The 18395-nt window shown below is 49.2% G+C and carries 11 protein-coding genes; all 11 read left to right on the plus strand.

The window, feature by feature from the left end:
* Positions 1-85: 85 nt before the first annotated feature.
* The 11 genes from B160_RS0114710 (at position 86) to B160_RS0114760 (ending at position 18361) form a co-directional block, all read left to right on the plus strand.
* On the plus strand, positions 86-3229 hold the full coding sequence (locus tag B160_RS0114710; protein ID WP_026309782.1) for a SusC/RagA family TonB-linked outer membrane protein: 3144 nt from the start codon (positions 86-88) through the stop codon (positions 3227-3229).
* 21 nt (positions 3230-3250) lie between these two features.
* A complete protein-coding gene (locus B160_RS0114715) occupies positions 3251-4786 on the plus strand; it encodes a RagB/SusD family nutrient uptake outer membrane protein (RefSeq protein ID WP_083927713.1) in 1536 nt (511 codons plus the stop codon).
* A gap of 46 nt (positions 4787-4832) precedes the next feature.
* Positions 4833-5537, plus strand: a complete 705-nt coding sequence (locus B160_RS0114720) for a fasciclin domain-containing protein (protein WP_157558065.1) — start codon at positions 4833-4835, stop codon at positions 5535-5537.
* 22 nt (positions 5538-5559) lie between these two features.
* Entirely contained in the window at positions 5560-7311 is a 1752-nt protein-coding gene (locus tag B160_RS0114725) for a DUF5008 domain-containing protein (protein ID WP_018628696.1), read from the plus strand.
* Between the two features lie 39 nt (positions 7312-7350).
* Positions 7351-9324, plus strand: coding sequence for a M60 family metallopeptidase (locus B160_RS0114730; protein WP_018628697.1), 1974 nt, complete (start codon positions 7351-7353; stop codon positions 9322-9324).
* 14 nt (positions 9325-9338) lie between these two features.
* A complete protein-coding gene (locus B160_RS30700) occupies positions 9339-10799 on the plus strand; it encodes an alkaline phosphatase family protein (RefSeq protein WP_018628698.1) in 1461 nt (486 codons plus the stop codon).
* Between the two features lie 18 nt (positions 10800-10817).
* Positions 10818-12197 carry a DUF1735 domain-containing protein gene (locus B160_RS0114740; RefSeq protein ID WP_018628699.1) on the plus strand — a complete coding sequence of 460 codons (1380 nt, stop codon included), beginning with the start codon at positions 10818-10820 and terminating at the stop codon, positions 12195-12197.
* Positions 12198-12240: 43 nt separating this feature from the next.
* Complete coding sequence (locus B160_RS0114745; protein ID WP_169540074.1) at positions 12241-14064, plus strand: phosphodiester glycosidase family protein; 1824 nt, start codon at positions 12241-12243, stop codon at positions 14062-14064.
* A gap of 44 nt (positions 14065-14108) precedes the next feature.
* Complete coding sequence (locus B160_RS29230) at positions 14109-15206, plus strand: hypothetical protein (RefSeq protein ID WP_018628701.1); 1098 nt, start codon at positions 14109-14111, stop codon at positions 15204-15206.
* Between the two features lie 75 nt (positions 15207-15281).
* Positions 15282-16976 (plus strand): hypothetical protein, encoded by a 1695-nt coding sequence (locus tag B160_RS0114755; protein ID WP_211218080.1) that lies wholly within the window; start codon positions 15282-15284, stop codon positions 16974-16976.
* A gap of 23 nt (positions 16977-16999) precedes the next feature.
* Positions 17000-18361: a sialidase family protein gene (locus B160_RS0114760; RefSeq protein ID WP_018628703.1), complete on the plus strand. Its 1362-nt coding sequence runs from the start codon at positions 17000-17002 to the stop codon at positions 18359-18361.
* Positions 18362-18395 lie beyond the last annotated feature (34 nt).

The raw sequence follows: 18395 nt of genomic DNA on the forward strand, positions 1-18395 counted from the left end.
TAAAATTTTTACCGTTTTGTGGCTGCACAACCAAACGAGATTATTGAGATCCCGTTTTAACCGAGGGCAAAGGAAAACGCAGCGTTTGAATTTGCTGCTCCCGGGATTTGTATTTTTAATGTTCTCCGTTCAGGTGAACGCGCAAACAGTACAGGGCACTGTATTTGATGAGCAAAACCGGTTGCCGGTCAGCGGGGCCAATGTAACGGCCGGTGCCATCGGTGTATCTACGGATACTGCGGGGCATTTTGAGATCAGGGCGGCCGCCGGCAGCACGCTTTCGGTAACCCATCTGAATTTTAGCCCGGCTACCTACCAGGTAAGCGATGGAGAAACGTCGGTAGAGATCTACCTGAAACTGGCATCCGGGGCACTTACGGATGTGGTGGTGCAGGGATTCACCAAAAAAAGCAGGGCATTGGTTACGGGCGCGTCCACGGTCATCACTTCCGATGATATCAAGGATGTGCCGGCGGCCAGTGTAACGGAACTATTGCAGGGGAAGGTAGCGGGGGTAAACATTCAGAATACTTCGGGTATGCCGGGCGCAAGAGGATCCATATTTCAGCGCGGGCTCTCCAATATCAATGTGACCGGCGATGGCAACAACGCCTACCTTGCATCGGGTCAGCCGTTGTTCATTATCGATGGGGTGCCCATCGATCCGAATGAGGATACCGAATACGGTTTTGCACAGGCCGGCGGGGGCGCCAATCCGCTTTCGGTAATACCACCTGAAGATATCGAGAGCGTTGAGATACTTAAGGATGCCGCCTCCACCTCCGTATATGGTTCAAGAGGCGCCAATGGGGTCTGGATCATTAATACAAAGCGGGGCCATTCTAAGATACCCAAGATCACGTATGATGGTAAATATATTTATACAGCGGTTCCGCCGCTTCGCCAGATCTATGGCGGACATCTTGAAAGACAGATAAAGGTCAACCAGGTATTGTACAACAATGCCCAAACGAACAATGCATTTAACTGGGGGCTGGCTACCGTTAATGCGAATTATTTCCTTTCCGATAGCCTGAATCCTTACCTGAATAACTCGGTAAACTGGCAATCTTATTTCTTTGGCCCGCAGCTGAACCACAGCCATAACCTGCGTTTTGCCGGAGGAATGAGCCAGTTCGACTATAAGGTGAACCTGAACTATATGCAGGATATGGGGATCATTAAGAATACCGGGTACAAAAGATACAGTGCCGGGATCAACTCTCAATACCAGAGCGAGAACAAGCAATTCCGTATGTTGACATCCGTAAATGCGGCGTCGGAACTTCGCCAGAACGGGAGTGGTGTCGGCTTGCTGCAAACCGGTGTAGGCACAAGCGGAATGGCCTCTACGCTGCTGCCGCCTCCAAACGTATATACAGAGAATAATACGGCACTGGCATCCTTCATTTTAAAAGATGATAACAAGAAAAATTCGTTGGGTGCCAACCTGGAACTGACCTACGATATTACGAAGGACCTCAAATTATACACCACGGGAAGCATTACCTTCAACACCACGAGTTATAATATCTTCTATCCGGGATGGCTGAATTACGGGTATACGCAATACAATACGCAGGACCGGACATCCAATACCTATTATAACCGTAATATGTTGCAATACTCTCGCAGGTTCCTGAATGAGAAGCATACGATTTCGGCCTTTATATTCAATGACCTGAACGTAAATAAATCCAAGACAACGTACGCCCGGTTGCCTTCCACGCCCAATAACTATATTTCCGGGCCATTTGGCTACGACCTGAGAACGGCGGTTTACGGAACACTGGGCGAACCGGTGGATGTACGCCAGTTTGGATACGGGGCAAACATTGCGTATGATTATATGCAGAAGTATGTAATCAATGCGAGTTTCCGTTTTGATGGTACTTCTATTAACGGACCGCTGACGGGGTTTAACCGCAACCCGATGATCTCCTTCCGGTGGAATATCTATAAGGAAAAATTTGCCGAGGGCTGGAGCAGTTGGATGAATTCAAGCTCCATAAGGGCGAGCTGGGGCCAAACGATCGTTCCGCAGGGCAATATCTTTATGGTGTATGGCCAGTACGCCCCGGGGGCTTCTTATAACGGGCAGCCAACTGTATTGAATAATTTCGGAACAGAGCCCAATGCTTATTATAAGCCCATAACGAACCGGATGACGAATATTGGTTATGACGGCGAGTTTTTTGACCGGAGGCTTACCATACAGTATGATTTTTACTACAAATTTGTACAGAATAACTCCCTGCTGATAAACGTTCCTTACGAAACAGGGTATTCCAAATACCCTTCGAATGATGTAAGCTGGGTTGACTATGGTCATGAGCTGACCCTGAATATAAGGCCGCTGCCCAAAGACAGCAAGCTGAGCTGGACCTTTGGTCTGGTGGGTGCTTTTAACCGGAATATATTGACACGGTTGCCAAATGACGCACGTGAATGGGTCATCAACCCCGGCGACCAGCTGAACCTGCCGTTGCTGTACCGGTTGGGAAGAAGCAGCTTCTCCAACTACCTTTTTGTGACCAATGGGGTCTATTCAACAGATGCGGATGTGCCGGTGGACCCAGCAACCAATATGCCGATGCGCATCAATGGCGTGTACCTGAAGGCAGGGGATCCGATCTTTGCCGATCTGAACGGCGATTATGTGATCAACGATCGTGACCGTGTAGCCGTGGGGAACCCGGTGCCCAAGCTGACAGGTGGTGTTTCCAATTACCTGTCGTATAACAATTTTACGCTCAATATATTTACCTCTTTCACATTTTTCAGGGACGTGCTGAATACGCCGCTTGCGTATAAGTTCCAGCAGTTCTATAACCCGTTGAACAGTAATTTATCAAGCGTACAGGCCGTACCGCCTATTGACCAGTATAACTACTGGAAGGCTCCGGGCGACAACGCGGTTTACCCCAATCCTTATGCATATGATCATAACGCAGCTATTTCGGCATTCCGTTATAACCAGACGCTGTTCCAGGAGGATGGTTCCTATTTCAAGATCAATTCAATAACACTGGGTTACAATTTCCAGAAGGAGCTGCTCCGACGGTTGAAGCTGGATCTCTTAAGGGTCTTTTTTACCGGATCAAATGTAGCCACGATCTCCAGCTATTCGGGCCCCAGCCCGGAAGTAATAACGGATCTGGGTCGTGATAACCCTTATGGATATCCCATGGCAAGGAGATATACATTGGGTCTGACTGTTACTTTTTAAAAATTTTAAAGCATCATAAAAATGAAATATCGTGCCATCATATTTTCTCTTTTGATCTCTGTTTTGTGCATGAATCTTTCGTGTAAGAAATTTCTCAATGTAAGCCCTGTGGGCGCTATGTCGGGAAATAATTTCTGGAAAACGAAGCAGGATGTGGAACAGTATGCAAATGGTATCTATACATTGTTGCGGAGCTATACCTGCGGGAATGGGAATACGCTTCTTGCCATGGCTGATTACCGCTGCGGTTCCTGGGTGCCCAATGTTACCAACGGGAACGAATTTGTAGCGTTGTTAAGAGGCAATAAGATGAACAACCTGGTAGCATCTTCCAACTATGCCTGGTGGGACGACTGGGGATTTGGGAATATGGATCAGTGGATGCAATTGTACCGCGTGGTATCGGGTGCCAATAACCTGATCGCAAATGTTCCCGGAACAGATATTGCGGACCTGACAGATGCGGACCGCAGGTTGTATCATGCGGAAGCCGTATTCATCAGAAGCCTTTCCTATTTCATAATGGTGCGGCACTGGGGCGATATTCCCTACATTGCGGATATCAATGATGTGGGTAAAAATCCAAGAACCAACCAGGTTGAACTGTTCCAGAAGTGTATCAACGATTTGCAGGGCGTTTTGGGGGATCTGCCCTGGACCTATGCGGATGCCTCTAAAAAAGGCTCCCGGGCCATGAAGGGCGGCGCGCTCGTATTGATGATGGAAATGTATATGTGGATGGCCGGATTTGACGATGCAAATGCGATGGCCTATTATCAGAAAGTGGCGGATCTCAGCCATACGCTTATTGAGGAAGGGGGCAATTACTATAAGCTGCTGCCCTATGACAACTACCAGGTCATCTTTAACGGACACAGCGATGAAAGCTTATTCGAAATCAGCCAGAGCTCAAAACCCGGTGAACTCTTCAGCTTTTATGCCACTGTAGGGGCGCTTACCTTAATGACCCCTTACAAACCCAGTGTAAGCGTAACCCCCTTGTATTATGATCAGTACTACCTGCATCAGCTGTACGATGTGGACTACAATGGCAGTAATGCCGATGCACGGGCCTCTCAATGGTTCGAGAATATGTTCAGCACGGATGGTACATTTATTTTTAAGAAGTTCGCCAACTTTAACGGCGGCGTTTCGGGTAACCCTACCGATGCCAAGATCATGTTCCGGTATGTGGATGCATTCCTCCTGCGCGCGGAGGCGCTCGAAAAGCTGGGTGATTATCCCGGTGCGCTTGAGGCCATTAATGTGGTACGGAAAAGGGCAGGGGCAACGGAGTTTGAAGGCGGAAAGACGGTTACCAACATGGCTGCGGGCATTACCCTTGAAGACGCGATCTGGTGGGAGCGGGAACGGGAATTGATGGGTGAAAGCTCCTTTTTCTACGATCTTGTCCGTACAAAAAAGATAATGAGCTCCCTGTATACGATGAATACAATAAACTACGAGGATTTTATGAGCGGAGCCTGGACTTATCCCATTGATGCGGCCATCAGTACGGTGAATCCCAATGTGTCTTCAAATCCTTACTGGAACTAAAATGTTGTTTTCAATTGTTTTAAAAACGGACATAAAAAATAAACGGATGAAATATTTGTTGTTAAAGACTTTTTTAATAGGTTCCTTATCATTGGCAATGGTAACGGGCTGCAGGAAGGACTATTATACAGATACCGGTCTTAGCACGCCATCGTTTGACGGCAATATGCTGGAATTTCTTCAGTCGAAGCCCTATATGTTCGACACGCTGGTACACATTATAAAGGCGGCGGGCCTTGAGGATTATTTTACGGACAGCACCATTACTTTTTTTGCACCGGCAGATTCCTCCATCCGGAGCACCTTCCTTTTTATCAACAGGAATTTAAGGTCCCTGGGGCATGACACGCTGATGTCCGTTGATAATATTAAGCCCGAGTTCTGGAGAAATACCCTGATGATGTATATGTTTAGCGGTGCCCGGGGTATGGATAATTATCCGCAGCTGGATATGCAGAACCTCTCCTCCTTTTCCGGGGAATTTGTCCGCTCCGTCGGCGGACGTGTGATGAATGTAGGGGTCAATTTCGGGGATGCGAACGGTATCAAGTATATCGGGTACCGGAGCCTCAACTTCTCCTATGTCCCCAACCCGGCGGCCCCGTACCAGGGCTGGTGGAGCACCCGGGTGGCAACCAGTAATATCCGGCCAAAAAATGGTTACTGCCATGTGCTGGTATTTGGCACGCACTATCTGGGCTTCGATCCGCAACAGGCGTTGGCCAATGCAATGTATATCGGTTTTCAATGATCATTAGGATAAAATTCGGAACATGAAAAAAAATGTAATTCTTTTATTAATATGCTGCTCATTTTTCGTTGCATCCTGTTTTAAGCGCCAGGAGATGAACTACTCCGGGGCTTACCCGCCTCCGTTTGTGAATGCTATCGGACTGCCGCTCCAAATGCCCGTTCCTTTTCAGGGCCAGGCAGGGGATACCGTACGGTTTAAGGTTTCGGGTATTGATACGTTGCTGAAAATGGCTCCTGCTTCTATTGAGTTTTATCTGAACGGGTCGCGGGCAACGGTTAGATCTGTGAATGGCGGCGATAGTACCGTAACGGTAGTCGTGCCGGAGTTCGCCTCCTCGGGGGCCTCATCCATGATCGTTGGCAATAAACAGTTCTATGGCCCCGATTTTAATATTGTGGGCTGGACCTGGATCGACTCTTCTTTTAATGCTACCGACCAGGAAGACGAAAAAGGCAATCCCCTGCTGGGAAGCGCTGCGAACGGCCCGGTATGGGATCTGTATTACGATAGCTGGATGCAGGTGCTGAATTTATTTGTTTGTGGTGATTTTACCACCTGGAACGGGCTGAGTTTCCTGGGAACCACACCCGACTCCTACCACAACAATAACAGCACTGGGCTGATCCAGCTCAATCCGACCACCGGTACCCTCCGGGATAACTTTTATGTGGGAGAGGGCCCCAATGCAAGCTCGGCTATTTATGGTATCATAAAGCTGACAAATTTTCCCGGGTACCTGGTTTATGGTACCGGATTTTCGAACTTTGGTATTTACCGGGGCGTCAATAACATGACCCGGCTTTATCAGAATGGTCAGATCGATTCGGTTACAACGAATGTGAACAATCCGGATCCGGAAAACCCGACCGCCAATATCGGAGTATTTGTCAATTTTAGGGGCGGGTTTGACGGGGCCGTTAGAAAAGTTTTTATGGATGATGCCGGAAGGCTGATTTCGGTGGGTAATTTTTCCCGTTACGTGTATAACGATTATACGTTGTCGACCGCCTATTCAGTGGTAAAAAACTATACCTACCAGTCTCAGGTAGCTGCCATCAGCCAGGATGGAATATTGGACACTACCTATAATTATGACCCCTACAGAACAAAAGGATTTGGTACCAACGGGACCATCGCGGATGCCGTGCAGCTCATGGACGGCGACACGCACGGAAGCATCATCATTGCGGGCAATTTTACAATGTACAACAATGAAAGTGTGGGACGCATCGTAATGCTCGATAACAACGGCAAGCGGGATCCTGCCTTTAATGTAGGACCGGGGGCCGACGGTGCCATTACCAAAATCACCTATAATCCTGCTACGCAAAAGCTACTGGTAGTGGGCGACTTTAAAACATTTAATGGTGTAGCCTGCCCGGCAGGTGTGGTAATGCTGGACCGGGACGGGTCGATCAGCAACGGTTTTCAGCTGGGGGATTTTGAACGCTCCACGGCCAGCAGCGGGCGTCTTGTCAATTATGCCGGCCAGCTGAGCGATGGAACGATCATCATGTCGGGCGCCTTTGAGCGTTACCGCGATGTTAACAGCAGTTCCTTTATAACACGCCAGGGATTTATGATCCTCAACTCCGATGGAACCCTGGCAGCCAATTTGAACAATACGGGTGCATTCAACGGAGCGATCAACGATATTTTAGAAACTACTACGCTTTCAGGACGCAAGGGCGTGGTAATTGCCGGGAGCTTTTCTTTGTTTGACAATAACCCGGTAAAAAATATAATAAGAATTGGATTGCAGCGCAAATAAACGGGCATCAAATGGTTAAAACATTATAACACGCATTCAATGAACAGTATATACAAAATGAAGTATTGGTTATGGGCGCTGCTGATATTTTCAGCTGTGGCCTGCAAAAGAAACTACGGCTATAATGTGGCTGATGGGTTTGACGAGGGGCAGCCTTCGGCAAATGCGGCCGGCGGTGGAACAGGCGATATGGGCGATGATTTCAGTAAGCTGGACAGGGCAAAGATATTTCCCGGCCTGATAGCGGCAACAGAGCCCCGCGTTACCATACCGGTTACGATCAATATGGCCTATAAATATGTGCGCAACGCAGATATTAAACTGATCTCCACACCCCAGCCTGTTTTTAGCACGGGCTTGTATGCACCTGCAGGAGAAGCCATTTCTATCGAGGTGCCGGCGGGCGTTTCGGGGTTAACGGTGCAGATAGGGGGGTGGACCGACAACATCACCAATACGACGATCAAGGGCCGGGACCCGGTTCTTTATAACCAGGTACAGCTGATACCGGGCATCAACTACGTCCGTAATCTTTATGGGGGCTCCATTTACATCAGGAAAGCAGTGAACCTCGATCTCGACCAGGTAACCCTCAGCTTTTCGGGTGTTGCCAAGTCCCCGGATTTTATACTGGGGCAAACCAGCGATGCGGAATGGAACGACCAGGTAAAGCAATCCACTGTTCCCTGGATTCAGCTGAGGGGTAAGAAGATCATATTTGAGCTGCCAAAATACCTGGTAGACAAGTACCCGATCGCAAACCCTACTGCTGTGATGCAGGAATGGGATGATTTTATGGATAAGGATGTTTATCGTTGGAAAGGCCTTGATTATGAAACTACCGATTCATTGAATAAGGCGCCGGAACTTCCGGTTCGTGTGATCATGGATGTGCAGCCGTCAAATGCCTACGCGCATGGTGGTTATCCCGTGGTCATTCCGATCGACGAAAATATTTATTTGAATGAGATTGTGAATATAGGAACCGGACAGAAAGGTGCCTGGTGGACGATGGGCGCAATTGGCAGCAATAATATAGGCTCTTCTTCAACCGGATGGTTCCCTGCCGCACTCCCCAACATTCACCAGCTGTATGGTTTCAAATTTGCCAACAGGAAAAATTTCAATATTCAAAGAGTGAATCCTTCCGTAGCTGACGGCGTTGCAAATGCGATGTACTATGTGCGGCAATCGCTTGCCAGTCAGCTGCCGATCGATTTTTCCCGGCGGATCCCTAATTTTTCAAACAGTTTCATTGTACGGCTGGTACCCTTCTTACAGTTGTTTCACGAATATGGTTATGGGTTATACGATAGCCTTGACTACAAGGCACGGTACTATTACAAGCAGGTAATGACCGACCAGGAAAAAATAAATTTCATTTACCAGGTAGCTTCGGACTATGCACAGCAGGATCTGTATATGTTCTTTTATGTATGGGGGCTGCTCCCTACCGATGCATCGAGAGACTCGATCCGGGTGAAAAATTATCAGCTGATGCCCAACGATGTATATAACTATAATCCTGTTCTGGACACCGGAGGCAAGCGCGCGGCAATGCCCGAAGACAAGCGGGTGCCGCGGGTTGGGTGGACCATTGCGGGTCTTTGCTGCCAGGAAGTTTCAACCGGGAGTTATGCCAACCTGGCGCTGGATGGCGATGATCATACGTACTGGCATTCACAGTACATCGACTATGAAGCAAATCAATATCACCTGCCGCATTATATGGTATTTGATATGAATAAGTATTATGATATATCGGGCTTTTACTATGTGAACGGACACACGTGGAGGCCGAAAACGATTGCCATTTCCTTTAGTGCGGATAACCTGGAATGGAGCGAGCCGAAGGTGTTTACCGGGAAGAATAATGTTTACGTCTTTAATAACTACGCATTGGATACGGTTTATAAAGGCGTCCGGTATGTGCGGTTCGAAATGCTGGATGTTATCAATGCTTCAACAAACCACGCCTGCTCGCTCTCGGAATTTGGAGTGATCAAACCTTAAAAACTGGTCTGAAAATGAAAATCGTTATAAAAACTGCGCTTATTTTGGTGTCCGCTGTGCTGCTCATCAGCGGGTGTAAGAAGTTTTACGATCCGGTACTGGATCAGAATGTTTACAAACCCGATTCGTCCAATGCAATGGCAGCTGTTAACAAAAGGCATGTATTGGTGATCGGGGTGGATGGATTGCCGGCGTCGGTTGTAAAAGCGATCGCGCCCCCCAATATTTTGGGGTTATTGCCCAATGCCAAGTATTCCTGGGATGTGGAACTGCCGGTTATCCGTACCGAAAGTGATGTGACCAGTGACGGAACCCTGACCGTTGCGTTTGAAAATGCAAGTGGTGCTGCGGCGGCAAACGGATCTTCCAAGCTGGTAGACAAGAACATTTCATCCTTTTTCTCCTGTGGTCCCATACAGCCCTATCTGCCCAATTTATGGGCGCAGCAGGAATATAAGGCCAACCTGCCGGTGGTGGAGGCTTATACGATGACATCGGCTACCGAGAACAACACCCAGAACTGGCGGGACCCCAAAGACTGGACGATCCAGGCCGCCAATGATCCGGGTGGTCCCTGGACAATACTGGACACGCGGTACGGTGAAATATTTACCGCGCGTAACCAGACCAAACGATATGAAATTGAGAACACCACTCCCTACCGGTACTACAGGCTGGTGATCTCTGCAATCAATGCGATCAATTATACGGGTTATCTGCAACTGGCAGAGTGGCGTGTGATCAAATATCTGCTGAGCAGCGGCGGCAATGCCGGATCCTGGGCGGGGATGATGACGGGGAACGATATTACCCAGCACCGCGTATTTGACAGCTCTTTTTATCCGAAGCCTATTGATTCGTCCGCCACCACCCCGCTTTCGCCAAATTTAAGCGCACTGCGCCTGCTGTACAATGATAAGCCCGGAGCCATCCGGACGGCAGCCATATCCTCCTGGGGAAATTTGGTCAATACCCTGCTCCGGGACGCTGATGTAAAAGTGACCACCGGCAGCGATGCGGATACAAAAGATCAGACCGTACGTATGTTACAGGCCGATTCGGCCCGGGTCATCATTACGCAGTTTGGAGATGTATATCATAACGGGCGGCAGTATGGGTTTTCAAATCTGGCGGCGCCCTATGCAGATGCGGTTTCCAGGACCGACGGCTATATAGGGGAAATACTGAATGCGCTTAAATCCCGGAATAGCTATAATAATGAAGAATGGCTGGTGATCATCACCACTACACAGGGTGGAAGCGGTCTGGACCGTGCGCCGATCGCTCCCGGCTTTTTTGTGGCGTACAATCCGATGTTTAAATCGCAGGATCTCACACTTACAAACCCGGCCGTTAATGTATTGCAGCAGGATCTGACACCGCAGATACTTTACTGGATGAAAGTACCGCAGTCGTCTGCTGTGCAAAAGGGACAATTATGGCTGGACCGGTTTGGCATAGAATTTTTGAAATAAGCAAATATATAAACAGACATGAAGGTCAATATTCTTTACTATACACTCATCTGGTTGCTGCCTGTGGCATTGTTTTCCTGTGCAAAAGAAAACCTGCCTGCAGATAAGGACGCCGATGCGTCGTATAACAAATTGTATTTTTCAGATGTGAACACGGCAATTTCTTCTAAGATCCGCGTCAACACAAATGTAGGAGACAGGGATACCACGGTGTTCAGCTACCAGGTGGATATCGGCGGCAATTTGCTGGCATCTCATGAGATCCCTGTGAAGTTTACGGTATTGCCCGATGCTTATGTGCAGGCCTTTGACAATGACAATGTAGGAGCGTATGTGCCCCTCCCGGCCGATGCCTACAGAATGATCACAGATACCGTAATACACAGTGGCCAGGCATCAACGGGGTTATTGCCGCTGGTCATTTATAAGGATAAGCTGCAGCCGCTTACAGATTATGTGCTTCCGATTCAGGTAGCGGCCTCAGATGCCACATTTAAGGTAGATCTGGAAAGGAGTATTAAATATATTCTGATCAGCAGCCGTACCCTGCAGGTGGGGCTGAAGATCGGCAGCCTGCCGCAACTGGCGGATCCCAGGGCCGATCTTTTTGATTTTTACGGGGATCTGATGCTTAAAGACACGGCGGGCAACCTGTGGTTCATTCCCCTTGAAAGCAACGGCAACAGGCAAATGGGCGAGCCCGTTATGGTGGCCACCGGTTTTAAGCGGTATGAATGTTTGTTCTTTCATCCGTTCTACCAGATGATCTTTGGGGTAGATACCCAAAGCCCGTGCTCATCCAACTGGAGCTCCGCTGTCACAGGATGCGGCCATCCCTATAGTTTTGCGGTTACGCCTTATCCTCATATTACCATCGGGCCCCCCAAACGGTTAACGAGCAATGTGCACCAGCTATCCAATACGAGTCCTGCTACTTATAATGAAGATTGGGGATACCAGCTGTACACAGCTCAAAAAAGGCGCCGCTTTTTTGCGGGGGTCAACGGGTTTACCCATGTGATCTATTATCCGCCCCGCACCACGACCGCAACGAGCCTGTGGCATTCCAAATTCAACCGGCTGGATGCCAACGGGCAACTGACCACCGCCAACCGGAAGGATCAGAGCTCCTGGGGCTTTGGCATAAAATCGGGCTGCACCATCAACGACCGGCAGTTCTTCCTTACAGACGATGTGGCTTTGATCTATGCGAGCTACGACCCGATGGCAGGGAATTATCCCGTATATAATTATGTAACGCCCGCTTCCTATCCTGATTTTGGCGCAAGGTATGCCAAGGCATTCAGCGTGTACCAGCGGGACCTGGTATGTTATACCTATACGGGGGACGTAATAAGATACGAATCGCCGACATTCGAAGACATGCTGCGGCCTTAGACGCCCGGACAAAAAACAGAATATGCGACTAAATAGATTATATATGCGAAAACTATCTGTGGTTGTACTATGTATAGCAACCCTTGCTGCCTGCAATAAACAGCGAACCGATGCGGAATTGGGGTCCGTTTCCAAGGATGCGCCCTATATTACCAGTATATCCGCCGGCCTGGGTGTGTTTGGCGACACGTTAACCATAACAGGAGAGAGTTTTGCTAAGAATACAGCCGTATTATTTGGCGCCAATGGTGCCAAAGTGATCGATGCCGGGGATACTTATGTAAAAGTAATGGTTCCGCAGGGCACGGGCAGCGTATACATAAAAGTATGGAATGGCGACTATAGCTCCAATAGTGTAGCGTTTACCTATAAAACGATCAGCCAGGGAGAGGGCGGCATTGGTCAGATCGTGAACATCCAGGGCAGTTATTACCTGCTGGACACAACAGCGTTTTTTGATGTTGGCCCGGGAACCCGGTATATGCAGCTGGTGTTGAATGATACGGGATTTGCATACGATCCTGTAAAGATCAATATGCTGGTATATGACGTTTCCAATCCATACCTTACCTTTAAACCGGTATTGGCAAATGATAAGATACCTACCACCGAAACCGTACTTTCCATGGCTTCGCGGAAATCAGCTCCGGGCAATGTGTATTTTGCCGGTACCGGTGGTGATTATTTCAGGGCCACAACGGATAATTTTCACGGGCAGCCGATCCAGGGACTGGTCATTGATGGCGATCTTGTTACCAGCCCTACTTACCTCATAGCCTCCGATGTGAATACAGGTGGTGTGGATGCACATGCTTTTTTTGAAGACGGTAAAAAGCTGTTCATCGATTATGCCGTATATCATGGGTCTGCTATTTCCAAAACCCAGTTTCTAAGTATCGATGGGGTGAACAAGATCCGGCTGGGTGCGCTCAGCGAGGCCCGGAGGTATATCATGCTTATGACAAAATATACCGGTGCTTCCACCCTGCAATCCAATGCAGGCGCTGAGGCCTCCCTGTTGCCGGCCAGCGGTTTCTCTTTTCCCTTTGGCTTTAATAAGACCACTTCATTTGTCGTCAACGGGAATGTGGCCGCGCTGCAGAACGGGATGGCGATCCCGGCCAGCGGAGCCGTGCTTTCCGGTTATCCCGGCCGGGCTATCAGCGGTACAACCCCTATTACTGAAGTAACCAAGCTGGCAAACGGCGATACCGTTAAGGTAGACATACAGTTACACCCCAAAAATGCACCTTCCCGCGATTTTACGCAGATGATCGGTGGGCGTTCCTGGATTATACGGAACGGGATATTGAATGATACCAACTGGCTTGCAAAGCTACAAAGAACGGCCATCGGCGTTTCAGAGGATGAAAGCAAGGTATATATGTGTACGGTAGATAATCCCGGGCTGTTCACAAAAGAAGTGGCCCAGTTAATGCAGCTTTATGGCGTATATAATGCACTGAACCTTATCGGGGGCAATGAAACCACGATGTTTGTAAAGAACGCCGGTTATAACAATACAGGATTAATGAACCGTCCGAACAACGGTACTGCTCCTTATGCGAATGGAGAGGGGATCTTTGGTGTTTCTTCGGCGCCGGAGGATAACGCGGTAGCTGCCTTTGCGCCGGCAAACCGGCTGGTGCGGTTAGCAGTGGGCGATACCTTTACCCCTGTTTTTTACGGAATGAATCAATACGGCCTGATCGTGAACACAGCCCTTACGTCCGTAACGGCTGCTCTGGATAACAGTGCCATCGGCACTTTTTCCGGGGGGATGTTCACCGCCGCTGCAAAAGGGACCGGAACGATTACGGCCACTTATGGCGGCGTTACAAAAAGTATTAAGATAATTGTACAGTAAGTATGCCTGTAAACGGTTATTGTTATCGTAAATAATCTAACACTATGATCCGTAATATATTTCTTGTGTTTTTGGGAGCAAGTATGATTACGGGCATGAGCTGCGGAAAAGATAAAGTAGTTAAGAAAGAGAAAGACCAGCCGGAACGACCGGCTCCCCCCGGGGAGGAAAAGGTCTATACAGCCCGGTTTGGCAAGATATGGGATCTGGCGCCGCATAGTGCCTTTACCGATCTTGTCCGGTTTAATAATGCCTTTTATTGTGTGTTCCGGGAGTCTGCTTCACATACTTCCCATGATGGAAGGATAAGGATCCTGAGATCTGTGGATGGAAATACCTGGACCTCCGTCCGGTGGTTTCAGAAGGCTCCCGAAGGGCCTTATTCGATTGATCTCAGGGATCCCAAGATTTCGGTGACGCCGGACAACAGGTTAATGGTTCTCGTAGATGTGGAGTATTGGTTAAATAATAACGGAACGTATACCCGGCAAAATTTCCGTCCCTGTGTTTCCTATTCCGATGCACAGGGAACGGTGTTTGACGATCTGCAAAGCTGTTCGGTTTATAACCCGGGGTTAAGTACCGCTTCCTACTGGATCTGGCGCGTTAGCTGGAACAGGAACGGTGAAGGGTATGGCTTCGATTATATCAACAGCCCGCTTACCCTGCTCAGAACGGCCGATGGTAAAGCTTATCATGCAGTTACAAAACTTTCCTTGCCCAATAGCCCGAATGAGGCAACAGTAAGATTTGATAAGCAGGATAATATGTATGTACTGGTGCGCTGCGAATCGGGAGGCCGGAACGGGATATTGATGGTAGCGCCGCCCCCGTATTACCTGTTTACCCAATACCCGCTGAAAATGCGGCTGGGCGGACCCGATTTTGAATTTTTATCGGATACAACATTGTGTATGGGTACGCGTTTTTATACATCAGGCAAACCGGACTCAACGGCCATTTACATTACCGATTTAAAAGGTAATGTAAAAAAACGGTTTCCCCTGCCCAGTGGTGGGGATTGCAGCTATCCGGGAATGGTATTGTATAACGATACCTTATGGACCTCTTACTACTCGTCGCATACGGGTAAAGCTTCTATCCATTTTACTAAAATACCGGTAGTCCTGCTGGAAAAATAAGTTTAAACAGCTTCAATCAAAAATATAAACATGATGATCCGCAACATCCGCCCCTTAAGCCGCTTCTTAAAATTAATGATAGGTTTGCTCCTGACCGTTAGTATGTGGGCACAAACCGGAAAGCCCCGGGGAACCTTTAGTTACAGCCCCGTGCCGGCAAAGCCGTTGAGGATCTATTTTGATTATTTCCATCATTCATTGCCCAATACCAAAGTAGGGAATCACCTGGTTACCGGCAGCTGGATCGCAGGGGCGGGGCGGTACGCCTGGGATGATTTTGTACATTCCAACACGTTTGATCCTGTATTTACGGCCCTGGGCCATGAGCACTTTATAACCATCGGGCGTGCGCCCTTTACAAAAGAGACCTTGAAAGACCAGGATGCCGTATTGATCCTGAATCCTGATAACCCGAAAGTGGTGCCGGAAGTGCCGGCGCTTGCAGATGTTGAGATCAGGAACCTGATCGAATATGTACAGAAGGGCGGAAGTCTGATGATCATGATCAACGCAACGACTCCCGATCGGGCTGCCGAGGATTTTGAAAGCGTACAGTTAAAAAAGCTGGTGAATGCTTTCGGGTTGGCATGGAATTATGATGATACCCACTATTCGGATGTTCCCATCGGCAATGGGCATGCCCATTTTTATGATGTACCGGTTTTTCACTACGGAGCCGGTTGTACGCTGAAGATATTGCCCGGTGCAGTGAAGCCGGAAGTGCTGATGGAAGTAGCTTCTGATGCCGGCTACCCGGACCGCCATGTGCGCGGACCCGGCATCATACAGGTACGGCCGGGCAAAGGCAAAGTGATCCTTGTAGGAGATATCGGGTCCTGGACCGGAAATATGGCACGGCCCTGGGCAGAGAATGAACGCATATTGAAGCAGTTGTTCCGGTATTTGAAACCGGATCAGCACGTGGTGCCGGCGCAATACCCGAAGGGAAAAAAGCTGGAGTATAAGGTAACGGTTGCCGGTTTGCAGGCGATACCGGTTGCCAACTCCCTGTCTGCTTTGCCCAAACCGGTTTACCGACTGTTTAAACCCAGGGAAAAAACGGGGATGCCCTATCTGGAGGGGACGGCTGCGCTTACTTTACAGAGCCGGGGCATCAATGAGCAAAAAGCAGCGTCGCTGGAGGCACGCATCCGCAACTTCAGCTGGTTTGACAGCAGCATTCATGCGGAGGGACAAACGGTCCGGTTTGCTGCCAGCCGTCAGGGTAAGGTTACGGATGTAAGCACGAGCGGGACGGCTGCGGCCTGGCTGGCGCCGGACATCGCTTCACTGGTAGCCTTAATGCCTGTTGATGGCCTGAAGCCGGGCGATGCGTGGGAAAGCCTGGAGCCTTTGCGCATCCCGGCGCTTCAGGGTACTGATCTGCCCCCGGTACGTACACTCGAAATGCCGGTCACTTATGTTCACGACGAAATGGTCAACGGCGTCCGGTGCCGGTTGTTGCGCACGGCGCAGGAGACCTGGCTGAAGGACCTGGGAATCGGTGTAACCGACCTGTTAACGTCTACTGCAGTGAACAAGGCAGACCTCGTGCACTATAGATATTTTAATGACCGTGGTGGCAAGCTTTTGTTCAAAAGAGAGCAGTGGGTAAATGCGGAGACCGGTGTAGTGGTAAAGGCCCGTACGCAAAGCCGGGTGCTGGCCTGGGTACAGGATACACGTAAAACGGTAGACAAAAGCAATGCCGACAAGGATAACAATATGATCCTTTCGCTGGCGCAAACCATTACAATGGAATTACAATAGTCCTGAATTTTAAAACATACAAAATGCGTATTTCTTTGATGCTTTTTTTATTTTTTGCAGCCGGTGTATGCGGGGCGCAGCCGTCTTCAAAGAGTGCAGTGGTTGTGGATGACCGGTCACCCGGGGAAGGCAGGGGCCTTAAGGATGGGATAGCGGCCTATGGAGCTACCACCGTTCAATACAAACAACGGGGGAAAAAGGCGTTTGATATCCGGTTTAAAGACCCGGTGGTGATCGCCGTGGCCGCCAGGCCGGAGAAGTGGGGCTTTTTTCAGTTTCCCAATATTGACCGTACTGCCAACGGTAATATTGTTGCTAAATGGAATCTCACCCGTGATGCCATTGAGGCTTACGGAACCGACACGCGTGGCAGCGCTGTCTCCACCGATGTGGGAAAAAGCTGGCGGGAGGAGCCTTCCGAAGATCCGGGCAATGCCGTACTGTTGCCCAATGGAGACCGCCTGGCCATTTATACGCCCAAACCCATTCCTGAAAAAGAGTTGCAATTGCCGGCGCCGGTTGGGGTGGGACTTGAAAACTACCGGAAGTCAAATTTTAATTTTTACCGCCTGAGCGAGCTGCCGGAAAGCAGGCAGGGCGTCTATTTTAAAAGATTGAAAAAAGGCGCTTCAAAATGGGAGCTGGAGAAGGCGGTGCTGGAAGACCCGCAGGCAGCGCGGTACAGCCTTGCAGGACTGGTACCGATCGTGTGGTGGGGTGATATTCACGTAGCGAAGGACGGCTCCCTGATCGCTGGCATTTACCCGGGATACCTGGTCGATAAGGACGGAAAAACGGATCCGCGATCCGGCGCCTTCTTCTATCGCTCCACAGATAACGGGCATCATTGGAGCGTCCAGGGCCGGATCCCTTTTCAATTGGATCCAGCCGGAGATACCTTGTCTGCCAGGCGGATGGGATACACAGAGCCGGCCTTTGAAATATTAAAGGATGGTACATTTCTTTGTGTGCTCCGGACCACCGATGGTGCGGGCATCGGACCGATGTATGGCAGTTATTCCACTGATCAGGGCAAGACCTGGTCGGTGCCGCAGGTGATCACCCCGGCAGGAGTATTGCCCCGTTTGCTGCAATTATCCAATGGCGTGTTGGTAATGTCATCAGGGCGCCCCGGCGTGCAGCTGCGTTTTTCAACGGATCCCAGGGGCATGCAGTGGTCCCGGGCATTTGAAATGTTGCCGCATGATGATGTTAAAAAAGAGCTCAGCGGCGGCTCAGCACAGGTGTCGTGTGGATATACAGGATTGCTTCCAACCGGTTCCAATAAATTTCTGATCATCTATTCCGATTTTCATTATCAGACGTCCGAAGGAACCATTCGCAAGGCAATTAAAGTGCGTGAAGTAGTGGTTAAGAAAAAATAAGTGATCATCGAAATAAAAAAACAGATCCATCAAA

The organism is Niabella aurantiaca DSM 17617 (assembly GCF_000374125.1).
GTDB lineage: Bacteria > Bacteroidota > Bacteroidia > Chitinophagales > Chitinophagaceae > Niabella > Niabella aurantiaca.

Bases quoted from the DNA above. Each gene is read 5' to 3' on its own strand.
- B160_RS0114715 (WP_083927713.1), top strand. From the start codon at position 3,251: ATGAAATATCGTGCCATCATATTTTCTCTTTTGATCTCTGTTTTGTGC.
- B160_RS0114720 (WP_157558065.1), top strand. From the start codon at position 4,833: ATGAAATATTTGTTGTTAAAGACTTTTTTAATAGGTTCCTTATCATTG.
- B160_RS0114725 (WP_018628696.1), top strand. From the start codon at position 5,560: ATGAAAAAAAATGTAATTCTTTTATTAATATGCTGCTCATTTTTCGTT.
- B160_RS0114730 (WP_018628697.1), top strand. From the start codon at position 7,351: ATGAACAGTATATACAAAATGAAGTATTGGTTATGGGCGCTGCTGATA.
- B160_RS30700 (WP_018628698.1), top strand. From the start codon at position 9,339: ATGAAAATCGTTATAAAAACTGCGCTTATTTTGGTGTCCGCTGTGCTG.
- B160_RS0114740 (WP_018628699.1), top strand. From the start codon at position 10,818: ATGAAGGTCAATATTCTTTACTATACACTCATCTGGTTGCTGCCTGTG.
- B160_RS0114745 (WP_169540074.1), top strand. From the start codon at position 12,241: ATGCGAAAACTATCTGTGGTTGTACTATGTATAGCAACCCTTGCTGCC.
- B160_RS29230 (WP_018628701.1), top strand. From the start codon at position 14,109: ATGATCCGTAATATATTTCTTGTGTTTTTGGGAGCAAGTATGATTACG.
- B160_RS0114755 (WP_211218080.1), top strand. From the start codon at position 15,282: ATGATAGGTTTGCTCCTGACCGTTAGTATGTGGGCACAAACCGGAAAG.
- B160_RS0114760 (WP_018628703.1), top strand. From the start codon at position 17,000: ATGCGTATTTCTTTGATGCTTTTTTTATTTTTTGCAGCCGGTGTATGC.